Origin of the sequence: Acuticoccus kalidii (genome assembly GCF_021556395.1) — a bacterium.
GTDB lineage: Bacteria > Pseudomonadota > Alphaproteobacteria > Rhizobiales > Amorphaceae > Acuticoccus > Acuticoccus kalidii.
In genome coordinates, this window is record NZ_JAKGCS010000033.1 from 324,591 (window position 1) to 339,783 (window position 15,193).

Here is a 15,193-nt window from a genome sequence, read left to right on the forward strand (position 1 = left end):
TTTATACCATGCCCGCCGTTTGCCCGGAAGGCAAACGGCGTGCGGCGTGCGGGGCGGGTGTCATCCGTCACGCTCACGTTCGATGATGCGGGCGTGATGCGGGTCGATGGTGATCGCAATGGACTCGCCTTCGCTCCGCAATCGCTGCGCGCCCTGCTCGATGAGGAGGAGGGGGCCAAGCGAGGTCTCGACGCGATATTCACACTGCGCCCCGAGATAGGACGCCCTGCGGATGGTGCCGCCGATCGCCTCCCTGGCCGCATCCGTGATGCGCAGATGCTCCGGCCGCAGCATCACGTCGACCGTCATCCCGGCGGGAAGCTCGGTGCCGAGTGGGAGCCCGTCGAGGACGACGCGGCTCTGTCCGTCCGGGCCCGCGATGGTGGTCGCTTCGATGACGTTGGCATCGCCCATGAAGTCGGCGACGAAGGCGCTCGCCGGTTCGTTATAAAGGCTGCTCGGCGGGCCGGATTGCTCGATCCGCCCGGCCTTCATGATGATCACCCGGTCGGAGATCGCCATCGCCTCGGATTGGTCGTGCGTGACGTAGAGGACGGTGAGGCCGAGGCGCTGTTGGAGGTCCCGAATGTCCTCGCGGACCTGGCGGCGCAATTTGGCGTCGAGGTTCGAGAGCGGCTCGTCGAAGAGGAGGACGGCCGGTTCGAGGACCAGCGCGCGGGCGACGGCGACGCGCTGCTGCTGGCCACCCGAGATTTCGCTCGGCAGACGCTTTTCGTAGCCCGCGAGGCCGACGAGCTCGAGCTGGGCGCGGGCCCGCTCGTGCGCCTCCCTCTTGCCGGTGCGCTGGGCGATCAGCCCATAGGCGACATTGTCGACAACGTTCATGTGCGGAAACAGCGCGTAGGATTGGAAGACCATCGCGATATCGCGCTGGCTCGCCGACAGCGTGCTGACGTCCGCCCCGTCGAGGAGGATCCGCCCACGGGTCGGCATTTCAAGCCCCGCGACGAGGCGCAGGGTCGTGGTCTTTCCGCAGCCCGACGGGCCGAGAAGGCTGACGAGCTCGTGCCGCTCCAGCGCGAAAGAAATCCCTTTGACGGCCTCGTAGGAGCCGAAGGACTTCCCGACGCTGTCGAAGACGAGGGCGGGGTCGCTCACTGTGTCTCTCCCGTCGACTTGGTGTTGACGCGGCGAAACTCGGTCCGCGTCAGGATGAGCTGAAGAAGCGCCACGATGACGATCAGGAGAACGATGAGGACGACGCTATAGGCGATGGCCCGGCCGTAATTCGTGTTCTCGACGAGGCCGATGATATAGGTCGTCGCCCAATCGTATCGCGGCGAAACGAGGAAGATGACCTGGCTCAGCGTCGTGACCGAGGAGACGAAGGCGTAGATCACCGCCGTCGCCACCGCGGGCTTCATGAGGGGGTAGAGGACGCGCCGCAATGTCATGCCGGGTCGCGCGCCGAGGGTGGTCGAGGCTTCGTCGAGACTCGGATCGATCTGCGAGAATTGCGCGAGCCCCACACGCACGCCGATCGGCATGTTGCGCGAGATGAAGGCGACGATGAGGATCACCGCGGTCCCGGTGATTTCGATCGGCGGTGCGTTGAAAGAAAGCACATAGGCAAGGCCGATCACGGTGCCGGGCATCGCAAAGCTCATCATCGCGGCGAACTCGAAGACGCCGCGCCCGACGAAGCGCCGCCGCGCGATGAGGTAGGCGGTGAGGAGCCCGAGCGCGGCCGTCAGCGGGGCGGCGACGGCGGCGATCCACATCGTCGTGAAGAAGAAATTCCACGCGCCGCCCGACCAGACGAGGCCATGCGGGCCGGAGATCACGTCGAACGCGTCGAGATAGTGCGTCAGCGTGAAGGAATAGTCGCGGCCCCAGATCTGCGCGAAGCTGCCGGCGATCACCGTGCCGTAGACGGTGACGATGAGGACGCCCCAGATCAACGTCACCCCGCCGACGAGAAGCTTCAGCGAGGGCGCGAGTTCGCCGAACTTGCCGCCGTCCCCCTTGCCGGTGACGGTCACGAAGGATGCACCGCGCAGCCAGACCGTCTGCAACAGGAAGACGGTGAGCGAGATCGCGAGGAGGATGAGGCCGAGCCCCGCCGCCTCGCCGAGATCGGCCTGCGCGCCGACGATCTTGAAATAGATGCCCGAGGCGAGGACGCGGAAGCCGCCGCCGAGGATCAGCGGATTGCCGAGATCGGCGAGGCTTTCGATGAAGCAGAGCAGGAAGGCGTTCGCGAGACCCGGACGGATGAGCGGCAGCGTCACGGTGCGGAAGGTGTACCAGCGGCCTGCGCGAAGCGTCTGCGCGGCCTCCTCCACCGAGGGGCTGACGGAGACGAGGGTCGCGTGGATCACCATGAAGGCGAGGGGGGTGAGACCGAGCGTCTGCGCGAGCCAGACCCCCTGCGGGCCGTAGATCCAGCGTGAGGGGCGGATGTCGAAGACATCGTACATGAAGAGCGTCACCGATCCAGACCGGCCGAACAGCAGGATCAGTGCGAGGCCGACGACGAAGGGCGGCGTCACGAGCGGCAAGAGCGTCACGAGGCGGAGCGGCCCGCGCATCGGCGCGTTGGTGCGCACGATGAAGAGCGACGCGCCGAGCCCGAGAAGCGTCGCCGATAGGCCGACGGCCGTGCCGAGCCCGACCGAATTCCAGACCATGCCGCAGCGTCCGCCATCGACGAGGCAGGTCAGCCCCCAGATCTCGCGGCCGCCGAGCCGGCCCGCGAGCCCGGCGAGGACGCTGCCGGTCTCATCGGGCCGCGACACGGCTTCGAGGATTTGGGCGAGGGGAAAGAGGACGAAAAGGGCGAGGATCGCGCAGACGAGAACGAGGAGATGGGCGCCGAACCGGTCGCCATCCATCATCCCGGCACGGGCGAGCGCCGTCGCCCCGAGACCGAGGAGGGCGACGACGGTGAGGCCCGCTCCCCAACCGACCGCCGGTTGGTTCGATAACGTGAGGGCAAGGGCGGGGTCGTAAGGTGTCCCTTGAAGGCCGCTCGACACGAGGATCCAGACCGCGCCGGCAAATGAAGCGAGCGCGGCAAGGCGTTGCGCCGCCCGGCCGCCGCCGCCACCGCCAACACCGATCCCCGCGAGAGCGAGAAGGACGGCGTAGACCGGCAGGACGGCGACCGATCCACCGAGCGCGAGGAGGAGGCCGCTCGACGCCGCGTTCGCGGGCGCCACGGCATACCAGGGCAGGACGCTCGCCGCCGCTGCGACGACGAGCCAGAACACGAACGGCCTCATGAGACGGGGATCAGTTCAACGGTCAGCGCTGCGAGGCGATCTCGTTATCCCACCGTTTCAGGAGATGGGAGCGCGTCTCGGCCGAGCCGTATTTGGCGAAGTCATAGTCGATGAGCTTCGTCTCATCGAGCTTCGGCGCTTCCGGCGCGGGCTCGACATTCTTGTTCGCCTGGATCTGATAGGCGCCGGCGTCGAGGGCGAGGCCCTGCGCCTCGGCCGTCAGCGCCCAATCGTAAAATGTCTTGGCGACGTCCGGGTTCGGGCCATCTTTGATGAGGCTCATCGAGCCGATTTCGTAGCCCGTCCCGTCCGACGGTGCGACCGCCTTCACCGGGAACCCGGCCGCCGCCTGTTGGATGACATCGTGGAGGAAGGCGATGCCGATCCCGGTCTCGCCGAGGGCGGCGGCGCGGATCCCGGCGGTGCCGGACTGGGTGTACTCGCTGATATTGCCGTCGATCCGCTTCAGATAGTCGAACGCCTCGTCCTCGCCATAGAGCTGCACGAGCGTCGCGAGCGCGGTGTAGGCGGTGCCGGACGTGTTCGGATTGGCGACCTGGATCTCGCCTTCATAGTCCGCCTTCTCGAGGTCGGACCAGGCGAGCGGCGGGTCGAGGCCTTCGCGCTCGAAGAATTCGGTGTTGTAGCCCCAGCCGAGGACGCCGGAATAGATGCCGATGGTCTTGTAGCCGGTGGTCTCGCCCTGCTCGACGGCCCAGTCCCGCAGCTCGGAGACGTTGGGGGACTTGTACTCCTGCGTCAGCCCGTCGCTCGCGGCCTGGATGTGCGCGTCGCCCGAGCCGCCCCACCAGACATCGGCCTGGGGATTGGCCGATTCGGCACGGATCTGGGCGAGGGCCGCCCCGGTGTCCTTACGCTGCATGGCGACGCGAATGCCGGTCTCCTTCGTGAAGGCGGCGGCGGTCGCCTCGCACCAGGACTGCTGGACGCTGCAATACATCACAAGGTTCTGCGCGGATGCTGCGCCGCTCGTGAGGGCGATGGCGCTGACCGCCGTCGCGAAGATGAGGTGTTTGGTGCCGATCATGCGGGCCTCCCGTGTTCTCGTTTCTCTTGTCGCGGCGGCTTGTGTCCGCCTGCGAATTATCATTATCGTTATCGAGATTGACGGGGACTGCAACCCCCCAGAACGAAGAGAACGCAATGAGTGTGATTGAACGGGTCGAGGTCACGGGCTTCGAGTATGTCGTGGATGACCTCTCGGTCGACGAGGGCGGCTTCAATATCGTCTGCGCGCCCGGCAAGAGCCACCGGATGGTCCGCCACGCCATCACGATCCGCGACAGCGACGGCGTCGAGGGGGCCTATGTGACCGGGTGGGGCGGGACGCCGGCGGCGATCTCGCAGGTTCTCCAACTCGCCCCGCAGCTCATCGGCCGTGATCCGCTGCACCGCGAAGCGATCTATGCCCATTTCCGCTACGGCCTCCGCCAGACCGACATGATGGGGATCGGCCTTCTCGACATTCCGCTCTGGGATCTCGCCGGCAAGCGCTTCGGCGCGTCGATCGCGACGCTCCTCGGAGGGCACAAGGATCGCGTGCCGGCCTATGCGAGCACCATCCATGGCGACCGCAACGGCCGCCTCTCATCGCCCGAAGCCTATGTCGCGTTCGCGGAGGAGTGTCGCGCGCTCGGCTATACCGCCTTCAAGGTTCACGGCTTCAGCGAGGGCGATCCGAACGAGGAGAGCGAGACGGTGCGCCTCCTCGGGCGCCGATTTGGCGGCGAGATGAAGCTGATGCTCGACCCGTCCTGCGATCTACGCACCTTCTCCGACGCGCTGCAGGTCGGACGGGCGTGCGACGAGGCGAATTTCATGTGGATCGAAGACCCTTACCGGGACAATGGCGTCTCGATGCACGGCGCGAAGCGGCTGAAATCCTTCATCAAGACGCCGCTCCTGATGACCGAGCATGTGCGCGGGCTGGAGCAGAAGGCCGATTTCATCGTCTCCGGCGCGACGGACTATGTGCGGGCTGATCCGGAATTCGATCTCGGTATCACCGGCACGATGCGCATTGCTCACCTTGCCGAATCCTTCGGGCTCGATTGCGAGTTGCACTCTTGCGGCCCCGCCCAGCGCCATTGCATGGCCGCGATCCGCAACACCAACTTTTACGAATCGACCCTCGTCGGCCCCGGCATGAAGAACGCGCTGCCGCCGATCTACACCTGTGGCTATTCCGACGATCTCGACGCGATCGGCGCCGACGGAACCTTCCCCGTTCCCGCGGGCCCCGGTCTCGGCGTCACGTATGACTGGGACCGCATCAACGGGAACACGGTGAGCCAGCACGTCTTCACGGGGGACTGACTGCGGATATTTCGCAACACTGCGCAACGATTGGCGCAAATATGTGAAAAGATAAGGCCCGACATATGGCATTTTATTAGGCAGAATGCTGTATTCCGGGCATCGGATGGGTCGGAAGAGGGCACTTCCTCGTTCGACCTCCGAAGCAGCGATGCGAGAGGAGAGCCGCGAGCGGCCACGCCCCACTGTGCGGGGTGACAGGCCCGTAGCCTCTCCGGACGTCGAAAGATCGGCGATCCGGGAACAGCGGCGATTTTTCCGATCGATGAGGCCGGTTCGCCCCGCGCCGTGCCTTCAGGCGGCCTCGAGCGCATAATAGCCGCGCCGCCGCTTCTTCCGGGCGAGTTCGCTGAGCGCGTCGAGCGCCTTGCCGGCGGTCGGATAAAGGTCGCTGCGCAAGCGGCCGGAGCGGCCGATGCGGCCCCATTCGCGCACCAGAACCCATTCGCCGAACAGCGTCTTCTGGATCGAGAGTGAGTAGAAGCGGCGGCGATTCTCGATCGGATCGATGCAGCGCAGATGCAAATCCGTGGGGAAGAGATCGAGCTGTTGCATCGCGAGTTCCTTACGGCACGCGGCCGCCGGGCGACCGGGCAGGCACGTTAGTGCGTTCGAGCCCGAAGGTTGAGACGGCCGGCCGAGTCCTCCACCGCTAATGGCCTCGAGTGAGGGCGTCAGGGTTGATTCGCGGGGGCGGGGCCGAAGGCGCAGCGCTCCGGCTTGATGTCGATCAGCGGCGTTCCGTCGAGACAGTCGAGCCCGCGCACGATCAGCCGATTGCCGCGAACGGCGACGAGCGGCACGACGAGCGTGCCAATCGGATTGGGCCGCACCGGCGAGCGCAGGGCGAAGGTGCCGCGGCGCTCACCATGATGGCGTGGCACCTGGGCAACGAGATCGCGCCGCGCCTCGTGAAGCCAGTAAAGCACCTCGATGCGCGGGGCGTTCTCGATCCCTTCGAGCGCCGCCGCCCAGGGCTCGAACACCTCGATCTCGCATTCCGGCCCGTCGGCGCGCCCTTGCCGCGGACATTCGCTGCGGTCCGTGTAGGGCGTGTGGATCCGGCCGATAAAATAGACGCCGGCGTCCGTCGCGGCGGGAAGGGCGACCGCGCGTTCGCCGTCGCGGATCGTGGGGTCCGTCTCGGGTCGGTTCATGGGCACTCCTTACGCGCGAAGGGCGGGCCGAATGCCAGCCTCGACGATCCTTCCGACAAGCCGCGCCGGTCGAAAGGCGGCCGATAGCGGCGCTCGATCGGCGAGGCGTCGAGCGCCGCCCTTGATATAGGCTTGTCATTCTGGCCGGATTAGCTGCACCCGCCGTGAATCGGCATGACGAATGTCATGGCCGGTTTCGCGACCGGGCTCGGACTATGAAGGTGGACTATGGCGAACGGACATGCCGGCGATGCGACGATGGAGGCTTTGATGGAGCCCGTCGGCGCGATCATGGAGCGCCGCTTCGCGCGCCTTCCGGAGGCGATCTCCTGCGCCGACGCCGTCGCGAGCCTCGCCGGCCAGGCGGAGGCGGCGACGATCTATCAGGCGGCCGTGATCGGCGAGGGGGGCGGATTTCTCGGCTTCGTCTCGCTGCGCGACTGCCTCGCGGCGCCGGGAGAGACGCCGCTCGCCCGGATCATGACGCGGCCGTCCGCGCACCTGCGCGAGACGATGGAGGCCGAAGTCGCCGCCCACCGCCTTCTCCATGACGGGGCCGAGGCCTGGCCGGTGGTGGCGCAGGACGGGACGATCGAGGGGATCGTCACCGCCGAGCGGGCGCGGGCCTATCTCCTCGCCAATTTCGAGGAGGACGCGGACCGCTTCGTCGGCATCGTCGGAACCGTGAAGGACGACTATCTCGACCACACGGTCTGGTCCGATTTCCGCCGCCGAATCCCCTGGGTGCTCGGCCTCGCGGTCGCCGGGCTCGCGGCTGGCTATGTCGTCCACATCTATGAGGACGCCCTCAGCGCGCTCGTCATCCTCGCGCTTTATATGCCGATGGTCGCCGATACCGGCGGCAATGTCGGCACCCAGTCGGCGAGCCTGATCACCCGCGCGATGTCCGTCGGGGATGTGTCGGTGCGGGACGCGGGGCGCGTCCTGTGGCGCGAGGCGCGTGTCTCGCTCCTGATGGCGGCCTCGCTTTTCACCTTCGCGTTCTTGAAGGTCTACCTCATATCGAACGCGGCCGACGTGCCGGGCGGCCTCTCGATCGAGATGATCGGCGCAGCGATCGGCCTCGCGCTCGCAATGCAGGTGATTTCGGCGACCCTCATCGGCGCGCTGCTGCCGCTCGGAGCCGTCGCGGCCCGGCAGGATCCGGCGGTCATCTCCGGCCCGGCGCTCACCACGATCGTCGATCTGTCGGGGCTGATCCTCTATTTCTCGATCACCACTTGGCTCCTCGGCCTCACGGGCGCGGTTTGAGCACAACCATGAAGGCCATGATGTCGCTCCACGTGTTGTCGCGCCACGTTAAGCGCTATCCTCATCGACCGGCCGCGACGAACCGGGCCGGGAACGCTGTTCGCTTCGGCCAGGGCCATCGGAGCGAGCAGGATTCGCGCCCAAGAAGAGAAGCGAGCACGCATTTGTCCGCGCACGGGGGTCCACTCCAGCGGGTCGTGCTCAAAATGAGCCGAAGCTTATGAACCGGTCCACCGAGCCGCTGATTCCTCCCTTGTTCGCCGGGCGATTGCTCGTCGCGACGGTCGTCATCGTCGGGATCTATTTCCTGCACGGCTTTCTGGTGCCGGTCCTCGCCGCGCTCGTGATCGGGTTCGCGAGCTGGCCGCTCTACGTCAGACTCTGCGACCGGATGGGCGGCAACACGATCCTCACCGCCTCGATCGCCATCCTTCTCCTCCTCGTCTTCCTGATCGTCCCGATCACGATCGCAACGCTCTATGCGATCGGCGAGGTCGGCATCTGGTTCCACTGGATCGTTCAGCTCAACCGGACCGGGGCCGAGCCGCCCGACTGGATCGCCAACGTGCCGGCCATGGGCGAATGGCTCCAGCAGCAATGGGCGCTCTATCTCGGCCGCCCCGGCGGCATCAGCGAACTCGTCCAGGTGCTGAGCGGCGAGAATGTGCGAACGATCTATCAGGCGGTGATCACGGTCGGTTATCGCGTGTTCGACGGTGCGCTGACGCTGATTTTCATGCTGATCGTTCTCTTCTTCGTGTTTCGCCAGGGCGAGATGCTCGTCGAGCAGTTGGACCGGATCGGCGCCAAGATCCTGCCCTTACGGTGGGAGCGGTTGTCGCGCATCGTGCCGCTCGCCGTGCGTTCGGCGGTTCTCGGGATGACGCTGATCGCGATCGGGGAGGGCATCGTTCTCGGCGTGGCCTACTGGCTCGCCGGCGCGCCGTCGCCCGCGACGCTCGGCGTTCTCACCGCGATCATGGCGCTGGTGCCGGGTGGCGCGCCGCTGTCGATGACGTTGGTCTCGATCTATGTCGCGACGAGCGGATCCCCCTTCGCCGGCATCGCGCTGTTTTCCTGGGGCACGCTCGAATTGTTCATCGTCGACAAGACGATCCGGCCGAAGCTCGTCGGCGGGCCGATCAGCTTGCCGTTCCTGCCGACCTTCTTCGGCCTGATCGGCGGGGTGAAGACGATGGGCTTTCTCGGCCTCTTCGTCGGTCCGGTGTTGATGGCGATCCTCGTCGCGCTTTGGCGTGACTGGGTGGAAGACGCCAAGGACGAGCCGGCGCAGCCGCTTCAGGCGACCGACGAGCGGGAGAAGGTCGCCTGATCCTCACTCCATCGCGAGGATCATGTTGCGCACGACGGGATAGACCTCGAACTCCCAGCGCCGGCCGCTGAACACGCCATAATGCCCGGCATTGGCCTGGAGATGGTGGCGTTTCAGATGCGGGCGGAGGGAATTGCAGAGGTCATGCGCCGCGGCAGTCTGGCCGAGGGCGCAGATATCGTCGCGGCCGCCCTCGACAGTGAGGAGGGCGGTCTTGCGGATGGCGCCCGGATCAACGACTTCGCCGCGATAGGTGAAGGTGCCCTGCGCGAGTTCGGCGTTCTGGAAGATCCGGTCGATCGTCTCGAGATAGAACTCGGCCGTGAGGTCGAGAACGGCGAAATACTCGTCGTAAAATTCGGTAATCCGCCGCGCTTTGGCGAACTCGCCGTGGAGCAGGTGGTTGAACAGCTTCTTATGCTGGTCGACGTGGCGGTTCATGTTCATCGACATGAAGGCGTAGAGCTGCACGAAGCCCGGATAGACGCGCCGTCCGGCGCCGCGATAGCGCATCGGGACGGTGGTGATGAGGTTCTCCTCGAACCAGTCGAGGCCGTGATCGTTGGCGAGGTCGTTCACCTCGGTCGGGCTCTCGCGGGTGTCGATCGGGCCGGCCATCAGCGTCATGGTGCGCGGCGTCGCCGGATTGTCCGCCGCCGACATCACCGCGACGGCGATCAGCGCCTGGACGCAGGGCTGGCACACCGCGAGAATGTTCCCGCCGGGCCCGATCGTCTCCATGAAGCGGATCATGTATTCGATATGATCCTCGACGCCGAAGCTTCCGGCGGAGAGCGGCACGTCCCGGGCGTTCTTCCAGTCTGTGACGTAGACGTCGTGGTCGCGCAGCAGCACCTCGACCGTGTGGCGAAGGAGCGTCGCGAAGTGACCCGACAGCGGTGCCACCACGAGGATCGGCGGCTGCGGCGTGTCGATATCCTTGGCGAAATGGAGAAGATTGCCGAACGGCAGATCGAGGGCGACCTCCTCACGAACGGCCACCTCGCGATGGCCGACCGGCACGCTGCGGATCCCGAAGGCGGGCCGCTTGTGGGTCAGGCGAAAGCGGGCGATCATCTCCATCGTCGCATCGAAGGCATGCGGCGTGAGCGGCATCAGTTGCGGCGGAGCGAACGCGTCGAGCCGTGTGTAGCGCGCGAAAAGGCGCATCGGCGCGAGCAGGTCGTCCTGCATCTGATACATCTGATAGAGCATACTCAGTCCCATCGAGCCCATTTAACGCAGCCAAAAAATGCTAGTGCATCCCTTGCTGCGGTGCGACAAAATTCTCGGACACGCCAAACGATGATGAGAGTGGGGCCGGCATGGCACGAGCGACACTGACGATATCCTCGAAGAATTATTCCTCCTGGTCGCTGCGGGGGTGGCTGTTGTGCAAAATGGCCGGGCTCGACTTCGAGGAGCAGCCGGTCGCGACGGACGATCCCGAGGTCCGGCAGGAGCTGTTGCTCCTTTCGCCGTCGGTGCGCGTCCCGCGTCTCAGCCATGACGGCGTCGAGGTTTGGGACACGCTCGCGATCGCGGAATATCTCAACGAAGTGGCGCCCAAAGCGGGGCTCTTCCCGAAGGACCGCGCCGCGCGGGCGCATTGCCGCGCGGTTTCCGGCGAGATGCACTCCGGTTTCTATAATCTGCGCTCGGCCTTGCCGATGAACATCAAGGCCCAGCACGAGCGGTTCAAGATCTTCTCGGGCGCTCGGCCCGATGTGCAGCGCATCAAGGATATCTGGACCGACTGTCTCGCGACGTATGGCGGTCCGTTCCTGTTCGGCGAGCCGACGGTCGCCGATGCGATGTATGCGCCGGTCTGTACGCGTTTCCGAACCTACGCGGTGGAGCTTGAGCCGCCCTTGCAAGCCTATTGCGAGACGATCTTCGCCTGGGAGCCGATGGTGGCGTGGGCGGAGGGGGCGCAGGCCGAACCCGACGAGATGATCGAGCTCGAAGTCGAGTTCTGACCGGCTTCGACCGGGCGGAAAGATGCCCGCATTTCGATCGGCGCGGCGGCGTGTGCCGGTCATGCTCTCAGCCTAAGCGTGTATTCACTCGGTCGCGCGGCGTATCGGGGGCGGCCGCTGCCGTCTCCGCCGTGCTTTAGGGTGGTGGCCCGCACATCACCGCAGATGTTCCTTTGCCTTCTTCGTCATCATTGAAGTTCTAATATTTGTCCGTGACACCTTTCTGGGCACTGCCTAAGCTAAGGCCACGCGCGAAGGGCGTCGTCTACATTTCGTCCGTCGCGCTGATCGTTTTTTGAACAGAAGGGGTCTGTGATGATCTCCTACAAGTGCGTCAGACCCATCCTGGCGGCTGCACTCCTCACCAGCGGGCTCGCGAGCACCGGCGCCGTGGCGCAGGAGCAGAGCGTTCTTCGCGTCGTGCCCTATGCGGATCTGCGCAATCTCGATCCCGTGTGGACGACTGCGATCATCACGCGGCACCACGCCTACATGATCTACGACACGCTGTTCGGCCTCAACGAGCAGCTCGAGCCGCAGCCCCAGATGGTCGCGGACTACGAGGTCAGCGAAGACGGGCTCACCTACACGTTCAATCTGCGTGAAGGGCTCACCTTCCATGACGGCGCCCCGGTGACGACGGCGGACGTCATCGCGTCCATCAAACGCTGGGAAGCGCGTGACAATGCCGGCGGCGCGCTCGCCGAAGTCACCGAATCGCTGACGGCGGTGGACGACGACACGTTCGAGCTGACGCTCAACACCCCCTATGGTCTCGTTCTGGAGAGCTTTTCGGCGCTGACCGGCCCGTTCATCATGCCGGAATCGGTCGCGTCGACCGACCCGTTCGAGCAGGTGCAAAGCCATATCGGCTCCGGCCCCTTCGTGTTCAACGAAGAGGAGTGGGTGCCCGGCAACAAGGTCGTCTACGACAAGTTCGAGGACTATGTGCCCCGCGAAGAGGCCCCGAGCGGCGCGGCCGGCGGCAAGATCGCCAAGGTCGACCGCGTCGAGTGGCTCTATCTCCCCGATCCCGGCACCGCGATGTCGGCCCTCCTCAACAACGAGGTGGACTATTGGGAGGCCCCGCCGGTCGATCTCGTTCCGGTCATGGAAGCCGATCCCAACGTCTCGGTCGACGTGCAGGATCCGTTCGGCCTCATCGTTCTCCTGCGGCCGAACCACCTTTATCCGCCCTTCGACAAGAAGGAAGTGCGGCAGGCGCTCGCCTACATGGTCGACCAGTCCGAGTACATGACCGCGATGGTCGGCGACCCGAAATATTGGCAGACCTGCCCCTCCGTGATGATGTGCGGGACACCCACCGAGACGAGCGCGGGCGGGGCCGAGCGCATGGTCACCAGCGACATGGCGAAGGCCCAGGAGCTGATCGACCAGGCCTATGACGGTGAGACGGTGGTCGTCATGCACCCGACCGACCACCCGTCGGGCCCGGCGGCGCTGATCACGGCCGCGAAGCTTCGTGAACTCGGCGTCAAAGTGGAGCTGCAGGCGATGGACTGGGCGACGCTCACCTCGCGGCGCGCCTCGAAGAACCCGCCGAATGAGGGCGGCTGGTCGATTTTCCACACCCGGACGGGCCTCGGCGCGGCGTCCCCCATCGAGCACTCCGGCGTCGCCGCCGGCGAAACCGCATGGTTCGGCTGGCCCGAGAACGAGAAGATCGAAGAGCTGCGCATCGCATGGGGCCGCGAGGCCGATGCGGAAAAGCGCAAGGCGATCATGGACGAGCTGTCGGCCGAGATCATGGACTACGGCTCGTTCGTCATGCTCGGCCAATACCAGATGCCGTCGGCGTGGCGCGCCAATGTCTCGGGTGTCGTGAAGGGCCCGATCCTCGGCTTCTGGAACATCGAGAAGCAGTAAGCGGGCGGCGGCGCCTCGCGCGCCGCGCCACACGTTCGGGCCGGCGCGCACGTCGTCAGGCCCTCATGGGCGGCCCCTTGGGCCGCCCGCATCTCCGTTGAGAGTATATTGATGCTTGCCTATGCCGTGCGGCGCCTGATCGCGACGATACCCGTTCTCTTCATCGTCGCGGTGCTGATCTTCATGCTCCTGCATCTCGGGCCGAACGACCCGGCGGCGGTGATCGCCGGCGACTTCGCCCAGCCTGAACACATCGAGCGCATCCGCCAGCAGCTCGGGCTCGATCAACCCCTTTATGCTCAGTTCTTCGATTGGATCTGGCGGGTTCTCCAGGGCGATCTCGGGGCGTCGATCTACAATCAACAGCCGGTGCTCAACCTCGTCCTCCAGCGGGCCGAGCCGACCATCGCGCTGACCCTCTCCACCATCAGTTTCGCCGTCATCGTCGGCATTCCGATGGGCGTGCTCGCGGCCTGGAAGGCCGGCAGCATCGTCGACCGTGTCGTGATGGTGCTGGCGGTGACGGGCTTTTCCCTTCCGGTCTTCGTGCTCGGTTATATCCTCGTCTACGTCTTCGCGCTGAACCTCCAGCTCCTGCCGGTGCAGGGCTATGTCAGCTACAAAGACGGGCTCGTGCCCTTCTTCCGCAGCCTCGTCCTGCCGACTTTGTCGCTCGGCATGATCTATGTCGCGCTGATCGCCCGGATGACGCGGGCGAGCGTGATCGAGGTGCTCAACCAGGATTATATCCGCACCGCGCGGGCCAAGGGCCTGTCGACCCCGCCGATCCTGTTGATCCATGCGCTCAAGAACGCCGCGATCCCGATCGTCACCACGATCGGTCTCGGCATCGCGCTGCTGATCTCAGGCGTCGTGGTGACGGAAACGGTGTTCGCGATCCCCGGCGTCGGCCGGCTGACCGTCGATGCGATCGTGCGCAAGGACTATCCCGTGATCCAGGGCGTCCTCCTGATCTTCACCGTGGTCTACGTCCTCCTCAACCTGCTCGTCGATCTCAGCTATTCGCTGTTCGACCCGCGCATTCGCTACCAGGGCTGAGGCGAAGAGCATGGCAATTTCAACCGTTTCGACGACCCGCACCCCGAGCCGCTTCCGCCTTCTTCTCGGCGAAGGGGGCACCTTCACCCGGCGCAATCCGACCCTTGTCGCCGGCGGCGTGATCATCTCCTTCCTGGCGCTCCTCGCCATCTTCGCGCCGCTCGTCACGCGGTACGACCCGATCGCGCTCGACGTCGTCAACCGCCTCAAGGCACCGTCCTCCGAGCATCTCTTCGGAACCGACATGATGGGGCGCGATCTCTTCTCGCGCGTCATCTACGGCAGCCGCGTCTCACTCATGGTGGGGCTCTCGGTGGCCGCGATCGCGACGGCGATCGGCCTCGTGATCGGCCTCGCGGCGGGCCTCGTCCGCTGGGTCGACGTCGTGGTGATGCGGGTGATGGACGGGTTGATGGCGATCCCGTCGGTGCTCCTCGCGATCGCCTTCATGGCGCTCGCCGGTTCGTCGATCCGCAACATCATCATCGCGATCACCATTCCGGAGATCCCGCGCGTCGCCCGCCTGGTGCGCGGCATCGTGATGAGCGTACGCGAGCAGCCTTTCGTCGAAGCCGCGATCGCGGCAGGGACGAAGGACATTCCGCTTCTGCGCCGTCACATCCTGCCGAGCACCATCAACCCGCTCATCGTCCAGGCGACCTATATCTCCGCCTCGGCGATCATCTCCGAGGCCTACCTGTCCTTCCTGGGGGCGGGGACGCCGCCGGAGATTCCGAGCTGGGGGAATATCGTCGCCGAAGGGCGGGCGCTCTTCACGATCGCGCCGGGCGCCGTGCTCTTCCCGAGCATCTTTCTGGCGCTCACCGTCCTCGCGGTGAACATGCTGGGCGATGGTCTGCGTGACCGGCTCGACCCGCAAATGCAGCGGAGCCTGCGCTAAAGACGGTGGCGCGGGACAGCGCC

At 65.6% G+C, this 15,193-nt stretch carries 13 protein-coding genes; 7 read left to right on the plus strand and 6 right to left on the minus strand.

Going from position 1 to position 15,193, the window contains the following annotated elements; translation table 11 throughout:
• Positions 1–60: 60 nt before the first annotated feature.
• The 3 genes from L1787_RS26155 to L1787_RS20010 are packed head-to-tail and all read right to left on the minus strand — an operon-like array spanning position 61 to position 4,293.
• Positions 61–1,119 (minus strand): ABC transporter ATP-binding protein, encoded by a 1,059-nt coding sequence (locus L1787_RS26155; RefSeq protein WP_235710873.1) that lies wholly within the window; start codon positions 1,117–1,119, stop codon positions 61–63.
• The gene (locus L1787_RS20005) at positions 1,116–3,245 is read right to left on the minus strand and encodes an ABC transporter permease (RefSeq protein ID WP_235710874.1); all 2,130 of its coding nucleotides are present in this window, start codon (positions 3,243–3,245) and stop codon (positions 1,116–1,118) included. Before L1787_RS20005 ends, L1787_RS26155 begins: the two co-directional genes overlap by 4 nt.
• A 22-nt stretch (positions 3,246–3,267) precedes the next feature.
• Positions 3,268–4,293 carry an ABC transporter substrate-binding protein gene (locus tag L1787_RS20010; RefSeq protein ID WP_235710875.1) on the minus strand — a complete coding sequence of 342 codons (1,026 nt, stop codon included), beginning with the start codon at positions 4,291–4,293 and terminating at the stop codon, positions 3,268–3,270.
• Positions 4,294–4,409: 116 nt separating this feature from the next.
• Here L1787_RS20010 and L1787_RS20015 point away from each other — a divergent pair, with 116 nt between their 5' ends.
• Positions 4,410–5,582: an enolase C-terminal domain-like protein gene (locus L1787_RS20015; protein ID WP_235710876.1), complete on the plus strand. Its 1,173-nt coding sequence runs from the start codon at positions 4,410–4,412 to the stop codon at positions 5,580–5,582.
• Between the two features lie 294 nt (positions 5,583–5,876).
• Here the strand turns inward: L1787_RS20015 and L1787_RS20020 are convergent, their stop codons facing one another.
• Both L1787_RS20020 and tsaA read right to left on the minus strand, forming a co-directional pair.
• On the minus strand, positions 5,877–6,137 hold the full coding sequence (locus L1787_RS20020; RefSeq protein WP_235710877.1) for a WGR domain-containing protein: 261 nt from the start codon (positions 6,135–6,137) through the stop codon (positions 5,877–5,879).
• Between the two features lie 119 nt (positions 6,138–6,256).
• Positions 6,257–6,739, minus strand: coding sequence for a tRNA (N6-threonylcarbamoyladenosine(37)-N6)-methyltransferase TrmO (tsaA, locus tag L1787_RS20025; protein ID WP_235710878.1), 483 nt, complete (start codon positions 6,737–6,739; stop codon positions 6,257–6,259).
• A gap of 228 nt (positions 6,740–6,967) precedes the next feature.
• Here tsaA and L1787_RS20030 point away from each other — a divergent pair, with 228 nt between their 5' ends.
• Positions 6,968–8,011 (plus strand): magnesium transporter, encoded by a 1,044-nt coding sequence (locus tag L1787_RS20030; RefSeq protein WP_235710879.1) that lies wholly within the window; start codon positions 6,968–6,970, stop codon positions 8,009–8,011.
• Between the two features lie 220 nt (positions 8,012–8,231).
• Positions 8,232–9,344: an AI-2E family transporter gene (locus tag L1787_RS20035; protein WP_235710880.1), complete on the plus strand. Its 1,113-nt coding sequence runs from the start codon at positions 8,232–8,234 to the stop codon at positions 9,342–9,344.
• Positions 9,345–9,347: 3 nt separating this feature from the next.
• On the opposite strand, the gene L1787_RS20040 is transcribed toward L1787_RS20035, so the two are convergent.
• Positions 9,348–10,559, minus strand: coding sequence for a polyhydroxyalkanoate depolymerase (locus L1787_RS20040; RefSeq protein WP_235711029.1), 1,212 nt, complete (start codon positions 10,557–10,559; stop codon positions 9,348–9,350).
• Between the two features lie 110 nt (positions 10,560–10,669).
• On the opposite strand from L1787_RS20040, the gene L1787_RS20045 reads away from it, so the two are divergent.
• From L1787_RS20045 to L1787_RS20060, 4 genes are all read left to right on the plus strand, one after another.
• On the plus strand, positions 10,670–11,323 hold the full coding sequence (locus tag L1787_RS20045; RefSeq protein ID WP_235710881.1) for a glutathione S-transferase family protein: 654 nt from the start codon (positions 10,670–10,672) through the stop codon (positions 11,321–11,323).
• Positions 11,324–11,638: 315 nt separating this feature from the next.
• Positions 11,639–13,210 (plus strand): ABC transporter substrate-binding protein, encoded by a 1,572-nt coding sequence (locus L1787_RS20050; protein WP_235710882.1) that lies wholly within the window; start codon positions 11,639–11,641, stop codon positions 13,208–13,210.
• A gap of 111 nt (positions 13,211–13,321) precedes the next feature.
• A complete protein-coding gene (locus L1787_RS20055) occupies positions 13,322–14,269 on the plus strand; it encodes an ABC transporter permease (RefSeq protein WP_235710883.1) in 948 nt (315 codons plus the stop codon).
• 10 nt (positions 14,270–14,279) lie between these two features.
• The gene (locus L1787_RS20060) at positions 14,280–15,170 is read left to right on the plus strand and encodes an ABC transporter permease (RefSeq protein ID WP_235710884.1); all 891 of its coding nucleotides are present in this window, start codon (positions 14,280–14,282) and stop codon (positions 15,168–15,170) included.
• Positions 15,171–15,193: the final 23 nt, after the last annotated feature.